The sequence below is a fragment of the Marinobacter sp. X15-166B genome, assembly GCF_001752365.1.
Classification (GTDB): Bacteria; Pseudomonadota; Gammaproteobacteria; order Pseudomonadales; family Oleiphilaceae; genus Marinobacter.
Genome location: NZ_MEIY01000001.1, coordinates 1464946 through 1483574, shown reverse-complemented (window position 1 = coordinate 1483574; position 18629 = coordinate 1464946). Strand labels below are relative to the sequence as shown.

17 protein-coding genes and 1 pseudogene are annotated in these 18629 nt (G+C 60.9%); 7 read left to right on the top strand and 11 right to left on the bottom strand.

From position 1 onward, the window contains the following. Positions 1-7 precede the first annotated feature (7 nt). Positions 8-748, top strand: coding sequence for a 3'-5' exonuclease (locus BG841_RS07025; protein WP_070057003.1), 741 nt, complete (start codon positions 8-10; stop codon positions 746-748). Positions 749-761: 13 nt separating this feature from the next. On the opposite strand, the gene msrB is transcribed toward BG841_RS07025, so the two are convergent. Next, positions 762-1922 carry a peptide-methionine (R)-S-oxide reductase MsrB gene (gene msrB / locus BG841_RS07020; RefSeq protein WP_070057002.1) on the bottom strand — a complete coding sequence of 387 codons (1161 nt, stop codon included), beginning with the start codon at positions 1920-1922 and terminating at the stop codon, positions 762-764. Positions 1923-2095: 173 nt separating this feature from the next. Between msrB and BG841_RS07015 the strand changes: the two genes are divergently transcribed. Next, positions 2096-2674, top strand: a complete 579-nt coding sequence (locus tag BG841_RS07015; RefSeq protein WP_070057001.1) for a hypothetical protein — start codon at positions 2096-2098, stop codon at positions 2672-2674. Positions 2675-2725: 51 nt separating this feature from the next. On the opposite strand, the gene BG841_RS07010 is transcribed toward BG841_RS07015, so the two are convergent. The 4 genes from BG841_RS07010 to folE form a co-directional block, all read right to left on the bottom strand. Further along, the gene (locus BG841_RS07010; RefSeq protein ID WP_070057000.1) at positions 2726-4138 is read right to left on the bottom strand and encodes a sodium-dependent transporter; all 1413 of its coding nucleotides are present in this window, start codon (positions 4136-4138) and stop codon (positions 2726-2728) included. A gap of 160 nt (positions 4139-4298) precedes the next feature. After that, positions 4299-5870, bottom strand: coding sequence for a PAS domain-containing methyl-accepting chemotaxis protein (locus tag BG841_RS07005; protein WP_070056999.1), 1572 nt, complete (start codon positions 5868-5870; stop codon positions 4299-4301). Between the two features lie 106 nt (positions 5871-5976). Next, positions 5977-6843, bottom strand: coding sequence for a carboxylate/amino acid/amine transporter (locus BG841_RS07000; protein ID WP_070056998.1), 867 nt, complete (start codon positions 6841-6843; stop codon positions 5977-5979). Between the two features lie 5 nt (positions 6844-6848). Beyond that, positions 6849-7487 (bottom strand): GTP cyclohydrolase I FolE, encoded by a 639-nt coding sequence (folE, locus tag BG841_RS06995; RefSeq protein WP_070058727.1) that lies wholly within the window; start codon positions 7485-7487, stop codon positions 6849-6851. Positions 7488-7665: 178 nt separating this feature from the next. Here folE and BG841_RS06990 point away from each other — a divergent pair, with 178 nt between their 5' ends. Then, positions 7666-9105, top strand: a complete 1440-nt coding sequence (locus BG841_RS06990; protein ID WP_070056997.1) for an MATE family efflux transporter — start codon at positions 7666-7668, stop codon at positions 9103-9105. A 45-nt stretch (positions 9106-9150) separates the two neighbouring features. Here the strand turns inward: BG841_RS06990 and BG841_RS06985 are convergent, their stop codons facing one another. After that, complete coding sequence (locus tag BG841_RS06985) at positions 9151-9579, bottom strand: CBS domain-containing protein (RefSeq protein ID WP_070056996.1); 429 nt, start codon at positions 9577-9579, stop codon at positions 9151-9153. Between the two features lie 321 nt (positions 9580-9900). Here BG841_RS06985 and BG841_RS17040 point away from each other — a divergent pair, with 321 nt between their 5' ends. From BG841_RS17040 to BG841_RS06970, 3 genes and pseudogenes are all read left to right on the top strand, one after another. Next, entirely contained in the window at positions 9901-10062 is a 162-nt protein-coding gene (locus BG841_RS17040) for a hypothetical protein (RefSeq protein WP_158007600.1), read from the top strand. Positions 10063-10250: 188 nt separating this feature from the next. After that, positions 10251-11596, top strand: a pseudogene (locus tag BG841_RS06975) (alanine/glycine:cation symporter family protein). A gap of 90 nt (positions 11597-11686) precedes the next feature. Beyond that, the gene (locus BG841_RS06970) at positions 11687-12340 is read left to right on the top strand and encodes a peroxiredoxin (protein ID WP_070056994.1); all 654 of its coding nucleotides are present in this window, start codon (positions 11687-11689) and stop codon (positions 12338-12340) included. Between the two features lie 90 nt (positions 12341-12430). Here BG841_RS06970 and BG841_RS06965 read toward each other — a convergent pair whose 3' ends face one another. The 5 genes from BG841_RS06965 to BG841_RS06945 form a co-directional block, all read right to left on the bottom strand. Then, positions 12431-13213 (bottom strand): MetQ/NlpA family ABC transporter substrate-binding protein, encoded by a 783-nt coding sequence (locus tag BG841_RS06965; protein ID WP_070056993.1) that lies wholly within the window; start codon positions 13211-13213, stop codon positions 12431-12433. Positions 13214-13252: 39 nt separating this feature from the next. Beyond that, complete coding sequence (locus BG841_RS06960) at positions 13253-13930, bottom strand: methionine ABC transporter permease (RefSeq protein ID WP_228141617.1); 678 nt, start codon at positions 13928-13930, stop codon at positions 13253-13255. After that, positions 13930-14937, bottom strand: coding sequence for a methionine ABC transporter ATP-binding protein (locus tag BG841_RS06955; protein ID WP_070056992.1), 1008 nt, complete (start codon positions 14935-14937; stop codon positions 13930-13932). Before BG841_RS06955 ends, BG841_RS06960 begins: the two co-directional genes overlap by 1 nt. Before the next feature lie 138 nt (positions 14938-15075). Further along, positions 15076-15690 carry a hypothetical protein gene (locus tag BG841_RS06950; RefSeq protein ID WP_070058725.1) on the bottom strand — a complete coding sequence of 205 codons (615 nt, stop codon included), beginning with the start codon at positions 15688-15690 and terminating at the stop codon, positions 15076-15078. A gap of 126 nt (positions 15691-15816) precedes the next feature. After that, entirely contained in the window at positions 15817-17304 is a 1488-nt protein-coding gene (locus tag BG841_RS06945) for an amidase (RefSeq protein WP_070056991.1), read from the bottom strand. A gap of 205 nt (positions 17305-17509) precedes the next feature. On the opposite strand from BG841_RS06945, the gene BG841_RS06940 reads away from it, so the two are divergent. After that, positions 17510-18613 carry a hypothetical protein gene (locus BG841_RS06940; protein WP_070056990.1) on the top strand — a complete coding sequence of 368 codons (1104 nt, stop codon included), beginning with the start codon at positions 17510-17512 and terminating at the stop codon, positions 18611-18613. Positions 18614-18629 lie beyond the last annotated feature (16 nt).

Below are 18629 nucleotides of genomic sequence, written 5' to 3'. Positions count from 1 at the left end.
CCTGGTCATGCTGTATTCACGCACACGACATTTGAAATCCGGGGCGGCCCGCAAGCTGAGCTGGCCCGAGCGGTTGCGCAAGCTGCAAGCCGAAACCGTGGACCCCCGTTTGCAAGCCTTTTATCAGGCGGGCTGGCCGGATCCGGAAACGCCGATGGCTGAAGTGCCGATGGTGGCGATGGATTTCGAGACCACGGGGCTGAGCCCGGTGGACGATTCCATTGTCAGCATTGGCCTGCTGCCATTTGAGCTGGCACGGATACGGGTCGCCGGGGCGCACCACTGGCTGTTGCGCCCCCAGGTACCCCTGCACCCGACCTCCGTCACCATCCACGGGATTACCCACTCGGATATCGAGGATGCTCCGGATATTGACGAGGTTCTGGACGAGATCCTGAGTGTCATGGCCGGACGTATCGCGGTGGTGCACTACCGTCACATCGAGCGGCCGTTTCTGGATGTTGCCCTGCAGGCCCGGCTGGGGGAGGGTATCCAGTTCCCGGTGATTGATACCATCGCCATCGAGTCTTACCTGCACCCGAAACGCAGCCCCGGTTGGTGGGCCCAGTGGGTGCAAGGCAAAAAACCGATATCGGTGCGCTTGCCGGACTGCCGGGTGCGCTACCGCCTGCCCCACTACCCCCCGCACAACGCCCTCACCGACGCCCTGGCGACGGCTGAACTGTTGCAAGCCCAGATTCAGCATCACTTCAGCCCGGAGACGCCGCTGGCGGATCTGTGGCTCTGAGCCGGACGGGGTACTAATTTCCGGCCACCTGGTCGAGGTATTCACCGTACCCGGCCGCCGCCATCTGCTCCAGAGGAATAAACCGCAGCGCCGCCGAATTCATGCAATAACGCAGACCGGCGGGGGCCGGACCGTCGTCAAAGACGTGACCCAGGTGGGAATCGGCCACCCGGCTGCGGATTTCAGTGCGCACTCCGAACCAGGAGCGGTCTTCTTTTTCCACTACCGCATCGGGTCTGATGGGGCGGGTAAAGCTGGGCCAACCGGTGCCCGAGCGGTATTTGTCCGCGGAGGAAAACAACGGTTCACCGGAGACCACGTCCACGTATATGCCGGCCCGGGTGTTGTCCCAGTAGGGGTTGGCAAAGGCGCGTTCGGTGGCGTCGTTCTGGGTGACTTGATACTGGAGCGGGGTCAGCCGCCGCTTGAGCTCGCGATCGGCGGGCTTGACGAAGCTGTGCTCATCGAAGCCCTGCGGCTCCGGCTCGGCGACCCCGTCAGCCTCCGTGGTCGGCCGATACTGGGAGAAATCGACGTGGCGTTGTTCCCCCCACACCTTGTCCACAAACTGGTAGCGACCGGAATTGAAGGTATAGAACTTGTAACGTACCGGGTTCTTTTTGTAATAATCCTGGTGGTACTCCTCCGCCGCATAGAAGCGCGTCAGCGGCACGATTTCAATCACCACCGGTTGTTCGTACACCCCCGAAGCGTCAAGCGCGGCCTTGGCCTCAGTGGCCAGACGCCGTTCCCTGTCGTTCTGGTAGAACACCGCCGGCCGGTACTGCTGCCCCCGGTCAACAAACTGGCCGTTGGCATCCGTCGGATCCATCATGCGCCACAACCCCTGCAGTAACCCTTCATAGGTGATCACCTTGGGGTCGTAATACACCTGCACCGCCTCGGTGTGCCCGGTCGCCCCGGACGACACGGTCTTATAGGTCGGATCCGGCTCGTCACCGCCGCTGTACCCGGACACCGCTTCAACCACCCCTGGAATTTTTTCGAATCCGGCCTCCACACACCAGAAGCACCCCCCGGCAAAGGTCGCGACCGCCAGCCCCGGTTCGTCAGGCGCATAGCGGGATGCCCCGGTGGAGTCCGCTGCATTCACCTGAAAGCCGAGCAACCCGGCCATCAGGGCGAGAATGAAATACCGCAATATATGTTTCATGGTCTTCTCCTGCCTTGGTGTATAGACGCCCGTGCAGGGGGAAAGGTTCACCGCCGGCGCAAAAAATATCCGCGACCCCGGCATACCGCCACTTGCCGAAACCGCCAAAACCGGCCTATGTTGTAGCCATCCCCGGGTTTGTTTGAGCCCTTAAATCATAAGGAGTGTGTGCCATGAATGCGATAAACCTCGTCCGAGCCCTGGTGATCACCACCCTGCTGGTCGCCACCTACAGCCACGCTGACACGCTCAGCGACCGGACGATCACCAATTTCATTGCCAGCCTGGAGGAGCTGAGCACCATGGAGGATGAATTCGAGGCGCTGACCGAGGATCTCGACGCCAGCGAGGCAGCGGATTTGTCCATGCCGGATATGGAACACGTTTTCTCCAAATCCCTGCAGAGCATCAAGGGACATTCGGTCTACGACAAACTCGCCGGCGTGGTGAAACGCCACGGATTCGCCAACCCGGATCAATGGGCCCAGACCGGAGACCGTATATTCCACGCCTGGATGGCATTAGAAATGGAGAATCAGGACCCGCGCATGGCGCAGGAAATGGAGAACGCCCTGGCCGAACTGGACAACAACCCCAACCTGACGGCGGCGCAAAAGGAGCAATTCAAAGCCATGATGGGCGGGGCCATGTCGGCCATGGCGCAGGCGGGCAACGCCCCTGCAGATGACGTCCGGGCGGTCAAACCGCACCTGGAGGCACTGCGGGCCGCTACTGACCCGGAAGATGATTAATCCCCACCCGGGGCTGCTCACCATGACCGGAGCCACGGTGAGCAGGGTCCGTCAGCCGAACAACTGGTCGCCGAACAGGGTATAAACGAACACCAGGATAACCGCCACGGGGGTGATGAAGCGCAGCAGGTTGATCCACAGGGTGAAGGCGGACGCCGACAACGCCAGGTCTTGCTGAATGGACTCTTTGGCGACAAACCAGCCGACAAATATGGCGGTCAGCAGACCGGAGATGGGCAACATGAAGTTGGCGGTGAAGTAATCCAGCAAATCGAAAATGGTCATGCCTTCAAAGGCGGCAAACATCCCCAATGGGGCAAACCCGGACCATTCATTTAAGGACAGCACCGAAGCGATACCCAGCAACCAGCAGGCAAAGCCCATCGCCACCGCGCTGCCCCGCCGGGTCATGCTGAATTTTTCTTCAGCCCACTCCACCACCGGCTCCAGCAGGGAAATTCCCGAGGTCCAGGCGGCGAACACCAGCAGCACGAAGAACAGGGTTCCGAACAGACTGCCCATGGGCATCTGGCCGAAAGCCAGCGGCAGGGTTTGGAAAATGAGCCCCGGTCCGGCACCCGCCTCCAAGCCGTTGGCAAACACAATCGGGAATATCGCCAGCCCGGCCAGTAACGCCACCACTGTGTCCAGCAGGGAGATGGTGATGGCCGTGCGCCCCACGTTGATGTCGCGCCCGAGGTAGGAGCCGTAAGCCATCATGATTGCCATTCCCAGACTCAGAGTAAAAAAGGCGTGCCCCAATGCGGTCAGCACCCCACCGATGGTCAGCGCGCCGAAATCGGGTTTGAACAGAAACGACGCCGCGGCCCCAAAATGCCCGGTAGTGGCGGCGTAGCCGACGGTGATCAGCAGCAGGACCAGCAAAGCCGGCATGAGAATGGTGACCGCTTTTTCCAGGCCCGACTTGAGCCCCCGGGCCACCACCACGGTCACCAGAATCATGAACAGACTGTGCCAGACCATCAGCATCACCGGACTGGCCAGCAACCCGGAGAAGATACCGCCGATGGCCTCGGCGTCCTTGCCGGTGAAGTCGCCCATCGCCGCATGCCCGACAAAGGAGGCGGCCCAGCCCCCGATCACCGAGTAAAATGACAGAATCACGAACGCGGCGATCACCCCGACAACGGCCGAAATACGCCAGTGCGGTGAATTGAGGTTGCGCTCGGCCACCAGCCGCATGCTGGACACCGGATCATGACGGCCACTGCGGCCGATGAAGATCTCGGCCATCATGATCGGCACGCCGATGACAGCAATGCACGCCAGATACACCAGCACGAAGGCACCACCCCCGTTTTCTCCGGTGATGTACGGGAATTTCCACACGTTGCCCAGGCCGACGGCCGAACCGGTCGCCGCAAGAATAAAAGCCATGCGGGACGACCACAGGCCACGTCCTGGCTGTACAGAGTCACCCGCCGGGCGGTTGGAACTTGTCATTATTAAAATCCTGTCTTTGTATGAGTATCTTCACAGAACGCGGGGGGGGCCGCCGCTAAAACGACGGCCGTTGTTGCAGAATTTTGCCAGCAGTGGGTTCGGGTTACCAGCCGAAGCTGCACCGGGGCGGCCACCCGCCCGGTTAGCGCTCAATTAACCATCAGTTTTTATTGATAAAACGGACCACCAGATCTTTCAGCCCCTGGGACATTTCGCTGGTTTCTTCACTGGTTCTGCGGGCCGCACCCGCTTTCTCGGTGCTGCTATCCGCCAGTTCGGCGATCTCCACCACCTGCCGGTTGATGCCATCAGCCACTTGGCTCTGCTCTTCGAAGGCGGCGGACATGCTGATGAAACTGTCGGAGATACGGTCGATGGACGCCATCACCTCCTGCAGGGATTGTTCTGCGGCGCGGACCCTGTCGAGCCCTGCAATGGCGACACTTTCCCCTTCCCGGGTGGCCTGCACCGCCACTTCCACCTGCTGGCGGAAATCGTCAATCACCTGCTGGATTCTGCTGGTGGAATCGCGGGTGCGGGCGGCCAGCGAACGCACCTCGTCCGCCACCACCGCAAAGCCCCGTCCCTGTTCGCCGGCGCGGGCGGCTTCAATAGCGGCGTTCAGCGCCAGCAGGTTGGTCTGCTCGGCGATGTCGGAGATCAGTTGTGCGGCCTCACCGATGCTGTGCGTCGACTCCCCCAGTTTGCCAATTGCCCCGCCAATGCCGTTGACCTCCTCGACCAGTTGTTCGATGGAGGCCAGGGCCTGGGCGCTGACCTCGCCACCGCTGGCTGCGAGCCGGCTCACCTGTTCCGCTTCCCGGGCGTTGTGGCTCACACTTTCGGTGACCTCCTGAATGGACGCGGTCATTTCGTTCATCGCCGACGCCGTTTGATCGGTCTCACTGCGCTGCAGGGCGATGGCTTCAGCCCCTTCCCGGATCAGGCGCATGCTGTCGTGGGCTTTGGCCTGCAGGATCTCGGCCTGATCTTCGACCCGTGCCAGCGCCGTACGGATGCGCGCGTCCTCACTCAGCAGCACCATGGACAGGCGTGCAAACAACCCCTGCTCCGCGGTGTAGGTGAGTGCCACCAACGGGTCGGTAAACGCATCCGGCCGCAGATCAATCACCCGCTGCAGGCGCGCGGCCAGCACCCGGTGAAACGCCACCCCGCCAATGACATGGGCGATGATCAGGGTCGTCACCATGGCGCCGGTATGACTGAGCCCGAGCGCAGCCAGACTGATCAGCAGCGACAGCAGCAAGGGCCAGGAGGAGCGGGCCACCAGCAGCGCCCGGCCAGCCTTGCCCACCACCGACCCGCCGGCGTTCAGTTTTTGGTAGACGCTGGCGGCACGGGCGACCTGCTCTCGGCTCGGTTCGACGCGCACCGACTCGTAGCCCACCATCTGCCCGCGTTCCCAGATAGGGGTGACGTAGGCGCTGACCCAGTAAAAATCACCGTTTTTGGCGCGGTTTTTTACGATCCCCATCCACGGTTTGCCCGCCCGGATGGTCTCCCACATACCCTTGAACACCGCCGGCGGCATATCCGGGTGGCGGATGATGTTGTGAGCCTGACCAATCAGCTCTTCGGGGCGGAACCCGCTGATCTCGGCAAATTCATCATTACAGTACGTGATCACACCTTTGAGATTGGTGGTGGTAATCAAACGTCCGCCCTCGCGCATGCGGGCTTCGGTTTGCGTAACCGGGAGATTCTTCCTCATTGCAGTCTGATTCCTGTCAGCAGCCGGGGCCCGCAGCGGGGCCCCGGATCTGCAGTGGCTTTACGGTGAAACGGCGAACCTGCCCGCCGGCGTGTAGCGGCGGAGATCACACCGCCAGTCTGGCCCGGGGGTGGTAACGGGCGTTCAGGACCAGCGACAGCACGATCACACTGCCGCCTACCCCCAGCCGCAACAGGTCGGCATCCCGGTTCCAGATCACCAGATTGACCAGCAAGCCGGCCGGTACCAACATATTGTTCATGATCCCCAGCGTACCCGCATCGACCAGGCAGGCGCCCCGGTTCCACAGGTACATGCCCAGCCCGGACGCGGCCAGCCCCAACCACACCAGTATGCCCCACTGAGTGCCGGTGGTCGGCATGCGGGTGGGGTCACCGAAGATCAGAAACGAAGGGCCGGCAATCACCAGGGCTCCGAAAAAGAAATACCCGAAAGTGCGGTAGGCGGGCAGTGTCAGGGGGTTGTCGCGCATCAGGTGCTTATACCCGACCTGGCCGGCGGCAAAGGTGAAGTTGGCCAGCTGCAACAGCAAAAAGCCGGTGATGAAACTGTCACTTAACCCGTCGTACCGGATGATGCCCGCGCCCAGGGTCGCCACGGCGGCCGCCAGCAGGGCTACCGGTGAAAAGCGTCGGTTGAAGGCGTCGTCGATCAGGGTGACGTACAGCGGGGTAAAGATGGTGAACAGCAGCACCTCTGGCACCGTCAGATAACTGAAGGAACGGTACAGGCACAGGTAAGTTACCCCGAATTGCAACGCACCGGTGACCATAATGCCCAGCTGCAGGCGCCCGGGCACTCCCCGCCAGCGGGTCAGCGGCAAAAACGCCAGCGCCCCCAGCACGACGCGACTGAGCACGGCAAAATCACTGTCCACCTGACCGGCCAGATATTCGCCGATCAGGCTGAACGAAAACGCCCACAACACGGTGACAAAAACCAGTAACGCCATAGCAATCAGTCCAGAAATTCACGCCGGCGGGCGGGATCGGTTTTGAATACACCACCCAGGGCGAGGGTTTCGGTTTCCGAGTTGGCGTCGGCTACGCCCCGCGCCTTCACACAATAATGGGTCGCCTGGATGTGCACCGCGACGTCCTCGGTTTCGAGCAAGGTTTGCAGGGCGACCAGCACCTGCTGAGTGAGTCGTTCCTGCACCTGGGGACGCTGGGCAAAAAAGCGCACGATGCGATTGATCTTGGACAGGCCGATCACCTTGGCAGCGGGCAGATACGCCACCTTGGCGAAGCCATCAATGATGACGAAGTGGTGTTCACAGGTGCTCAACACCGCCACGTCGCGCACCCGGATCATTTCATCCACGCCCATTTTGTTGTCAATGCGCGACATTTTCGGGAACTGCCGGTAGTCGAGGCCGGAAAACACCTCGTCCACGTACATCCGTGCGATCCGCGCCGGTGTCTCGGTCAGGCTGTCATCGTTCAGATCCAGCCCCAGGGTGGCGACGACTTCCGCCATCAGGCCCTGAATGCGCTCGACTTTCTGATCACGGGTCAGCACATTTTCGTTCAGGGGTGTTTCCAGTCCACGCTCGATCAGGGCGGTCTGCACCGCCAGGGCTTCAGGGCTCAACATGTTGGGTTCCGATTTTGGCATCAGTTCACTGCAGCTACTTCAAGAATGTTACTCCGGCATACGGAGAACAGGCCATTATCCACAAGCACCTTCCCTTATGCACGTCACAATGACGTTTCCGGTAACATTTCATCCGAACGTCCCAGCTGCGGACCCACGCCATCGCAAGGTCTTGATCATGGACCAGACACACCAACCCATCCCTGAAAACCGGCAGCCGCTGTTGCAGCGGACCCTGAGCGAGTGGAATGTGCTGGCCACGCTCGGGGGACCGATCCTGATTGCCCAGCTTGCTCAAATGGGCAACGGGGTCATTGATACGGTGATGGCCGGCCACGCCAGCGCCGAAGATCTGGCCGGGGTCGGTATCGGCAGCAGCTTGTGGATGCCGCTGTTTTTGCTGTTCATGGGCACACTGAGTGCGCTGCAGCCGATCATCTCCGGTTTTCGTGGGGCCAGAACCTTCAGCCAGATCATGCCGGTCACCTGGCAGGGCATCTACATCGCCGGTGCGGGGGCACTGATTATGATCCTGCTGCTGACCAGCGTGCACCCGGTGTTGGAAGTGCTGCGGCTGGAATCCGGTACCGCCCGCATCACCCAGGGGTACCTGCGAGCGTTTGCCTGGGGCATTCCGGCGTTGTTGCTGATCACCGCGCTGCGGGGGCTGACCGATGGGCTGGGGCGCACCCAGGTGATCATGGCGTTTTCCATGCTGGGCATGCTGATCAATTTGCCGCTTAATTACATTTTCATCTACGGCAAGCTCGGGCTGCCGGCGATGGGCGGTATCGGCTGTGGCTGGGCCACCTCCATTTCCAACGGCATAGCGGCCATCGGCCTGCTGATCTATCTGAATCGCAGCAGAGCGTTCCGGCGCTTCAACCTGCTGGCGGGGTGGCTGAAACCCGACCTGCCAACCATCCGCTATATCCTCCGGCTGGGTATCCCCATTGGCTTTACCATTTTTGTGGAAGCCAGCATGTTTTCGGTGATTGCGCTATTCCTGGCGCCCCTGGGACCGGTGGTGGTGGCCGGGCATCAGATCGCCCTGAACGTGGTTTCGGTGGTGTTCATGCTGCCCCTGAGTCTGGGTATGGCACTCACGTTGCGGGTGAGTTTTCTGGTAGGCGCGCGGGCACCGGCGAGCGCCAGACTCCTGTCCCGCAGCGCGCTCATCCTGGCTGCGGCCATCGCCCTGTTGTTTGCCAGCTTGCTGTTTATCTTCAAGGCGCCCATTGCCGCGCTCTATACCAGCGATCCTGCGGTGCAGGCGGTCACCCTGTCACTGTTGATGTACGCCGCCGTGTTCCAGATAGCCGACGTCATCCAGATCACCTGCATCAGTGCGTTGCGGGGTTATAAAGACACCCGCTGGCCCATGGCGATTATGCTGTTTTCATTCTGGGGACTCGGTTTACCAATGGGGCACACACTCACCTTCACCGACCTGGTCGTGCCCGCGATGGGCGCGGCGGGATTCTGGGTCGGAATAACCGCCGGGCTTGTTTCTGCGGGGGTACTTCTCGGGGTGCGGCTGTTTTTTCTTTTTGCCCGTGCAGCAGCCCATGCCCCCCGGTGCGCGCAATCCGCGGATCACGGCCGGGACCGATCGTAACGGCCACACCGGGGCTTGACCTCCGGCGTGGCCCACTGCCCCTTGTTACTCAGTGGAGGCAAAGCGCGGCATATCGATACCGCAGCCAGACTTCGCCAGTTGGGCAAGAATGGCCGTGCGGGTAATAATGCCGATCAGCCGGTCGTTCTCCACCACGGGGTACACCTTGGGCCGGCCTGCCCCGAGTCGCTGCGCCAGATCAACCATCGCGGTGTCGCCGGATACCAAAAGTGGCGCATCGAACATGACATCATCCACCACGGGCTCCCCTTCACAGTGATAATTGCTGACCAACAAGGCGTGAATGCAATCCTGTTCGGATACAAACCCCACCACCCGGAGCTGATCATTCACCACCGGCAAACCGGTCACGTGATGAGTGAGCAGTATTTTGACCACCTTGGTTAAAGGCGTACCGCAACGTATCGGTTGAATATGGCTCCACATCACATCGGAGACGGTCAATGAACGCATGTTAAGCACCCCCAGTTTGCAGATCTCAATGCCAAAACCAGCACTGCAGTCGGTAGCACGGCACGATTTTCGCGTCAGCCTACTTATTAACCATAGGCAAAATCATGGCAAACAGAAAGCGAAACGGGGCCTTTGTCCGTGCCCCTACTTATTGTTGCCTGCTGGTTACTTACTGTACAGTCAGACGACCATCAGGAAGGCTGTTCACCAGCCTTTCAGGCGCGGCGTTTTGCGTCGCTTTTTTTCTTCAAGCTCAGACGTTTACCGGGTTTGCTCCGGCAACACCCGAGGTGAGGCGTACCAGCTTTTTTGGAGGTTTTTATGCGTTTGAGTAATCTGATCGTGCGCCTTCGGCGCAAGCGCCTTGCGGCCAGCGGCCAAACCCGCGAACGGAACCACCCGGTCCGGCCGGTCCTCAGTCTTGAAGCCGTCAGCCGTGCGGCCCAGAGCCGCAGTCTGAAAGGTGGCATGCGCGGCCGCTGACAACGCCGGGGTGGGCTCCCCACCCCTGACTGAATGGCCAGCCACCCGTCCCGGGCTGGCCATTACCGATGTGATCCTGCGCACATTCCCCGAACAAACTGTTTACAGACGGTGCTTTCCCATTAGACTGGCGATCTACGATCTGCAGCACACATCTGCAGCGATAATAATAAAAGCCGGAGAACGTTATGACCGCATTCGAGTCCTTTGTTAGCTATATTAACGGGTTGGTTTGGGGCCCCCCCATGCTGGTAATGATACTCGGCGTCGGACTGTTTCTCAGTCTTGGCCTGAAGCTCATGCCCATCCTCAACCTCCGGGCGGGTTTCAAACTCATGTGGGAAGGCCGCACCGGGCTTGCCAAGGACGGTGAAATCCCCCATTCCAGGCGCTGATGACCGCCCTGTCTGCCACCGTTGGCACCGGTAACATTGCCGGTGTGGCCACGGCCATTTTCCTCGGCGGGCCGGGAGCCTTGTTCTGGATGTGGCTGACCGCGCTGGTGGGGATGGCCACCAAATACGCCGAAGCCGTGCTGGCCGTGCGTTTCCGCGAAGTCGACGAACGCGGGGCCCACGTGGGTGGGCCGATGTACTACATTCGCAACGGGTTGGGTAAAAAATGGGCCTGGCTCGGCGTGCTGTTTGCCATTTTTGCCGCCATTGCCGGTTTTGGCATCGGCAACACGGTGCAGGCCAACTCGGTCGCGGACGTGCTCGAGGCCAATTTCGGTATGCCCGCCTGGTTGACCGGCGTCATTCTGATGGTTCTGGTCGGCATGGTACTGATCGGTGGTATTCGGCGCATCGGCCAGGTGGCCAGTGCGTTGGTACCCTTCATGGCGATCTCCTACGTGCTGGCCGGTCTGGTCGTGCTGGCCATCAATGCGACCGCCATTCCGGAAGCCATCCGGCTGATTTTCACCCACGCGTTCAGCCCAATAGCAGCCCAGGGCGGCTTTGCCGGTGCGGCGGTGTGGGCAGCCCTGCGGTTTGGGGTGGCTCGTGGTATCTTTTCCAACGAAGCGGGTCTGGGCTCCGCGCCGATCGCCCACGCGGCGGCGCAAACCAACAACCCGATCAAACAGGGCATGGTGGCCATGCTGGGCACCTTTATTGACACCATCATCATCTGCTCCATCACCGGCCTGGTGATCATCACCTCCGGTGCCTGGACCTCCGGCGAGTCCGGCGCTGCCCTGACCTCCATGGCGTTCGCCCAGGGCGCGCCGGGTATCGGCAATTATGTGGTTGCTATTTCGCTGGCCATCTTTGCCTTTACCACTATGCTGGGCTGGTCGTTCTACGGGGAGCGCAGCGTGGAGTTTTTGTTCGGGGTGAAAGCGATCGTGCCCTACCGGGTGCTGTGGGTGCTTGTCATTCCGCTGGGTGCGACGGTTAATCTGGGCCTGATCTGGTTGATCGCGGACACCCTGAATGCCATGATGGCGTTACCGAACCTGATTGCCCTGGCCTTGCTCAGCCCTGTGGTCTTCAAGCTGACCCGGGAGTATTTTGAGAAGCAACGCGCCTAGCCCGGTGATCCGGATCACAAACCTTGCTTCTTGTCATGATCGGTCTTATGACTAACAAGTGTGCCGAATCATGCGAAAGGAGAAAACGGTATGAGCTTACGACTAGGTGACATCGCCCCGGACTTTGAACAACAGTCCAGTGACGGCCCCATCCGCTTTCACGAGTGGTTGGGAGACAGCTGGGGCGTGTTGTTTTCCCATCCGGCGGATTTCACTCCGGTTTGCACCACCGAACTGGGGCTGACGGCGAAACTGAAAGACGCCTTCGCAGAGCGCGACGTCAAGGCCATCGCCCTGAGCGTCGATTCCGTCGATTCCCATCTGGAGTGGATCAAGGACATCAACGAAACCCAAAACTGCGTGGTGAACTTTCCGATCATCGCCGACCCGGACCGCAAGGTGTCGGAACTGTACGGCATGATCCACCCGAAAGCCGACGACACGCATACGGTGCGCTCCCTGTTCGTGATCGACCCCAACAAGGTCATTCGGCTGATGATCACTTACCCGGCAAGCACCGGCCGTAATTTCAATGAAATTCTGCGGGTGATTGACTCCCTGCAACTGACGGACAATCACAAGGTGGCCACCCCGGGTAACTGGGAACGAGGCGAAGACGTTGTCATTGTGCCCTCATTGCAGGATGAGGAAGAAATCAAACAGCGGTTCCCGAAAGGCTACGACAAAGTGCGTCATTACCTGCGGATGACACCCGATCCAAAAACCAACTGGGGCGGCGAATAACCCGCCCTGTTTCTCAATAAACAGAAAAGCCGGTGAGAGCTTGGCTCCCACCGGCTTTTTTTTGACTGCCCGACGGTCGTCGGCAGGCCGTTAGAACGCAGGCACCACCGCGCCGTTGTACTTTTCGTCAATAAACGCTTTGACTTCATCGGAGGTCAGCGCGTTGGCCAGCTTTTGCATGGCGGCAGAGTTCTTATTGTCTTCGCGGGACACCAGGATGTTCACATAAGGAGACTCGGCGCCTTCAATCACCAGCGCGTCTTCCGCGGGGTTCAGGCCGGCTTCCAGGGCGTAGTTGGTGTTGATCAACGCCACCGCTACCTGGTCCAGTACCCGGGGCAAGGTAGCCGCTTCCAGCTCGTAGAACTTCAGGTTTTTGGGGTTGTCGGCCACATCCCGCGGTGTTGCGGTAATCTTGCTGCCATCCTTCAGGGTGATCACACCGGCTTGCTGCAGCAGCAACAAGGCCCGTCCACCGTTGGTGGGGTCGTTGGGAATGGCCACGGTTGCCCCATCTTCCAGCTCATCCAGCGATTTGATTTTGCTGGAGTAGGCACCGAAAGGCTCGACATGAACACCGACCACGCTGACCAGACTGGTACCGCGCCCGGCGTTAAACTCGGTCAGATACGGCAGGTGCTGGAAAAAATTGGCGTCCATGCGTTTCTGCGACACCTGAACATTCGGCTGTACGTAATCCGTAAACACCTTGATCTGCAAATCCACACCGTCTTCTTTCAGTGCCGGTTTTACAAACTCCAGCAGTTCGGCGTGGGGCACCGCCGTGGCCGCAATGCTCAGTTTGTCCGCCGCGTGCACGGACGAAAACGCGGTTACCGCCGCAGCTGCCAATAGAAAATTCTTGATTTTCATAACCTGACCTCACTCGTTTAGTTACTTTTTAGTCGTTGTTTACCGTCGGCTGAAATACAACACCAGACGATCGCCCACCATCTGCAGCAGCTGCACAAAAACCACCAGCAGAGCCACGGTGATTACCATCACATCGGTCTGGAACCGTTGATAGCCGAACCGGATGGCCAAATCCCCCAGGCCACCACCGCCCACCACGCCGGACATGGCCGCATAGGAAACCAGGGTGATGGCGGTGACCGTAATCGCCGCAATGATGCCCGGCAAAGCCTCTGGTAACAAGGCACCGGTGATGATCTGGCGAATACCCGCCCCCATGGCCTGGGTGGCTTCGATAATGCCCCGGTCGACCTCCCGCAAGGACGTCTCCACCAGACGGGCAAAGAAAGGCGCCCCGCCGGCCACCAGCGGCGGGATGGCGCCGGCCACCCCCAACGAGGTGCCGATCAGCATGACGGTCACCGGAATCATCACAATCAACAGGATTATGAACGGCACCGAACGTAAAACGTTAACAATGAACGACACAATCCCATAGACCAGGGGCTGCTCCAGCAACTGCCGTTTGGCGGTGAGAAACAGTAATATCCCCAGCGGCAGGCCGATCAGCACGCTGAACAGCAACGACAACCCGACCATCACCAGGGTATCCCAGCTGGCCCAGCCAATTTCAAGCCAGTCGACGTTGCTCAACAAACCGTCCATCAAGGTTTCCATCAGCGTACCACCTCCACATCTACGTCCGCGGCCTGAAAAGCAGTCATGGCCAGTGCCAGATCGCCGCCGATCAGCGACAGGGTTAACTGACCATAGGGTGTATCCTTAATGTGGTCGATGCGCCCTGACAAGATACTGAAATCAACCCCCGACTCCCGCGCCACCTTGCCCAGCAGGGGCTTGAAGGTGGCCTCACCGCGAAAGGTCAACCGCAAGATGCGACCCTGGGCGTGTTGCATGTCCTGCTGCATTTCCTCCCGGTCGATGTTTTCGCTCTCAAACACAAAATCCCGGGTGGTGGGGTGTTGCGGGTGCAGGAACACATCGCTGACCGCACCCATTTCCACCACCCGGCCCGCATCCATCACCGCCACCCGGTCACACACCCGGCGGACCACGTCCATTTCATGGGTGATCAACACAATGGTCAGCCCCAGTTCCCGGTTGAGGTCCGCCAACAACCGCAAAACCGACTGGGTGGTTTGCGGGTCCAGCGCACTGGTGGCCTCGTCGCACAGCAGAATGGTCGGCCGACAGGCCAGTGCCCGGGCGATGCCCACCCGCTGTTTCTGGCCACCGGACAACTGGGACGGGTATTTGTCGGCGTGTTCACTCAGCCCCACCCGTGCCAGCAGCTCACTGACCCGCTCACGAATGTCCGCGCGGGAATAGATGCCGGCCAGTTTCATCGGAAAAGCGATGTTGTCCGCGACGGTTTTCGAGGACAGCAGGTTGAAATGCTGAAAAATCATGCCGACCTTGCGGCGAAAGTCCCGCAGCTGGGTGCTGGTGTAGTCGGTGATGTTTTCGTTGTCGATGATTATCCGACCACCAGTGGGGCGTTCAAGAAGGTTTATCAGGCGCACCAGGGTGGATTTGCCAGCCCCGGAATGCCCCACAATGCCGAACACCTCGCCACTGTTGATGGTCATACTGGTGGCGTGCAACGCAGGTATGGCACGCTTGTCTACTTGGTATGACTTCTGGACCTGATCAAATTCAATCACCGGGCAACCTTGTAAATGCGGGAATAAAGCCGGTGATTATAAACCAATCTGCCGCTAAACCCGAACGCGCGGTATGGTGGTATGCCCGTATACCGGCGCCCCGGGAAGACGCAGTCAAGGGGGCCAACTGGCCCCGGGTCAGTGCAGGGCCCGTAATTGCCGTGGGTAGAGGGCGGCACTGACCTCCGGTTCGTCCAGCAAGGCCGCCAACTGCCGGTCCACGTCGGTTTCCCGGCCTTCTTCCGGCATGGGCTCAAACAAGGTTTTCAGCCAGCCGGTCAACACCGGGGCTTCGCCGGGTTCGTAGTCGCTCGACAAGGCGCCAATGCGACGGAACCCGATGATTCGCTGGTGTCGCGGATCACGAATTTGCTCGAAACCACGCCAGTAGATCCGGTCCCGGGTGTGCAACTGGACAAACAGGGTGTCAATCGGATGATCGGAATCCGCGTCGCGGTCGGCAAGGTCGGCCAACTCTTCGGCCGGGCTGCTTGCGTCGTCGCCGTCTTTTTTGCGGATGGTGGTCCACGCCGGGTACAGCACCGCCACCGCCTCCGCTTCTACATGTTCGCGAGCTGCTCGTAATATTAACGCCCAGCGGGCCTTGTCCGCTTCGGTTTCCAATGAATTGATGGGCAAGTCGTAGCTTTGTTCACTGGACAGTACGATCGCCATCATCGGAGCATCAAGCTCCCCCATGGCTTCTGCCTGTGCTACGGATACCAGTTCTTCGATTGCCATCGGTTGGTTCATCATGTGCTCGCCTCCACGATGCCATCAGGAACAGACCGGAGTTTTGCCAACTCCTCGCTTTACAGCATAGCCTGTTCCAACTGCAAAGATAAACGTCTGTCTGCGTGCGCCGGTGCGGGTTGCCGTTCAGACACCCTGCTCCAGACGCCGGTACTGGGCCCACCAGGGGCGTGCCTGTTCCAGCTGTGCCGCCAGTTGCAACAACACCGATTCGCCTCCGTGGGCGGCACCAAACTGCACCCCGACCGGCAGCCCCCCCGGGGTCCAGTGCAGCGGCACCGACATGGCAGGCGTACCGGTCAGGTTGGCCAGCTGGGTAAAGGGTGTCCGGGCGAGGCTGGTCAAAGCGATTTCGTCCACCAGCCCGCTTTGATGCACCAGCCGCCCGGCCCGCAGCAGCAGCATCAGCCGCGCGGCCAGTCGCAGGTGCGCCGGACTATCAAGCTGGCCGATACGGGCGGGCATCTGGGCGGTGGTCGGGCTGAGATACAGATCGAAACGCTTAAAAAAGTCTCCCAGCGCGCGGCCGAAGTCGTTCCACTGTTGCCGCCGGCGGACATAGTCCGGTACCGGCATGGATCGCCCCAGCAGCGCCAGCAGGCGCGTATCCAGCTCGAAATCGCGACGCCTGGCGCCCAGCTCGCGCCTGGCCCGCGCCACCGCCACCGCCACTTCGCCGAAATACAGTCCCAGATAGCACCGCGCCAGACTCATTCCGTCAATCTCCGGCTGGGCGTACTCCACCTCGTGTCCCAGGTCTGCCAGCAGGCGGGCCGTCTGTTCAACGGCGGCGATGCATTCGGGGGCCACTGCGGTGCCGTAAGGCGATGCGGTAAACACGCCGATCTTCAGCGGTTGCGGCGCCCGCTGCAGATCGGCAGTGTACGACCGCGCAGGGGGCGCAATGGTAAACGGATCACCCGCCGCCGCACCGGCCAGCGCATCCAGCATGGCGGCGCTGTCACGCACCGTGCGGGTGACGACGTGATCGGTGGAGGCGCCGCTCCAGTTTTCGGCGGCCAGCGGTCCCGCCGGCACCCGCCCGCGGGACGGTTTGAGGCCGAACAGACCGGTGTAGGCGGCGGGGATCCGAATCGACCCGCCACCGTCGTTGGCACCGGCCATGGGCACAATGCCGGCGGCCACGGCTGCAGCCGCGCCGCCACTGGAGCCACCCGGCGTCAGGTCGGTGTGCCAGGGGTTACGGCTCGGCCCCCACAGGGTGGATTCGGTGACCGCTTTCAAGCCGAACTCCGGGGTGGCGGTGCGCCCCAAAAACACCAGCCCCGCCGCGCGGCTGCGCCGCACAAACTCGGAATCCTGAGACGCAACGTAAGCGGCCATGCTGCGGCTGCCATAGGTACAGCGCACGCCGGCCTGTTCCTGTGCCAGGTCTTTGAGCAGCAGCGGCACACCGGCAAAGGGGGTACCGGCGGGATACGGTTGCACCAGGGCTTGTTCAAATTGGGGATGGCAAATGGCGTTCAGGGTTGCATTCACACTGTCCGCCCGGGCAATGGCGGCCGCACACACGGCCTCTGCGGTGACTTCGTCCCGGCGAATCAACTCCGCCAGCCCCACGGCATCGTAACGCAGGTATTCGGATTGTTTCATGGCAACGTCCGTAACGTCTGGCAAAGTGCTCTAAGAATCGTCCTTGCCAAGGATATCGAAACCCTCCAAATAAGAAAGTCAGGCCATGGACGCTGCCAGTTGCCAGTTGCCAGTTGCCAGTTGCCAGTTGCCAGTTGCCAGTTGCCAGTTGCCACCGATAGGATGCGCGTAAGAGGTCACTAATCAAGGACAAGGGCTGTCGCTTATGAGTACATGGATCCGGAGCTACCTGCTGGCCGCTTTGCTGTTAACCCAGCCCACCGCAGCCGCGGACCCGCAAGACCCGGCTGACGACTGGCAAGCCGTCATCCGCGCCGCGCCCTACTGGGTCAGTCAGGGGGTATACAGCAACATCGTCACCGTGCGGCGCTGGGTGCTGTTCGAATCCGGGTATTGTAGCGACACCGACCGTCACGTCCTGTTTGACCGCCGCGGCCAGTTTCTGGGGTATATCAGCAACGGCCCCACTTCCGAGGCCACCCAACACCGCCTGAACGACACCCGTAAAGCCATGGCGGCCAGTGGGCGAGCCAGCACCTGGGTCCGGGGTACCGCCAGCACCACCGGTTACCCGTTCGCGCTGGCATGCAACCAGCCCCACGTCGATCTGGCCGACGCCATGGCCCGCTATCTCGGCACCCTCCCCACGGAACGTTTGTGGGGCACCTGGGATGACCTGAGCTTTGCCGGTGCCCACAGCCCCGGTTCGCTGCATGAGGCCCTGACCTATGTGTACCAGACCCGCGCGCACCAGCAACGACTTGATCTGCCGCCCGAGTTGCCCCGGTATCTGGCCGGCCAGTTGATGATTGAAAGCGGCGGTCAGACCCGGGCCCATTCCGCCGCCAATGCCCGCGGTATCCTGCAGCTGTCCAGCGCGGCGCTGAGCGACTGTGGCATCGCCCCCGCCAATTACTGGCACCGTCTCGCCCAGATCGACTGTGCCCTGAAGCTGACCAACCAGAACGCCCGCAACCTGCGCCCGGCCTTTGAGCAACGCTTTGGCCATTTGCCCGCCGCCAAGCGTGACCGGTTGTTCACGCTGCTGCTGATCCAGGCGTACCACGGCGGTGCCGGACGGGTGGCGTCCCTGTTGCAGGATGACACCTTATCGCAGCCCGCCGTATACTTTGCCCGGCACCACCGCCGCTACACCGCCGGAGACATCGCCTTCGGCATGGTGTTCCACAATCAGGGCCGTGACCGCCTGGGGCTGGCCTCGTTGTATTATGTCGCCGATGTGCAACTGGCCACCGAAACCCTGTGCCAGACGCCCCGCCTGCGCAACGACGCCTTTTGTACGCTCTGACAGCCGGCCCTGAGCT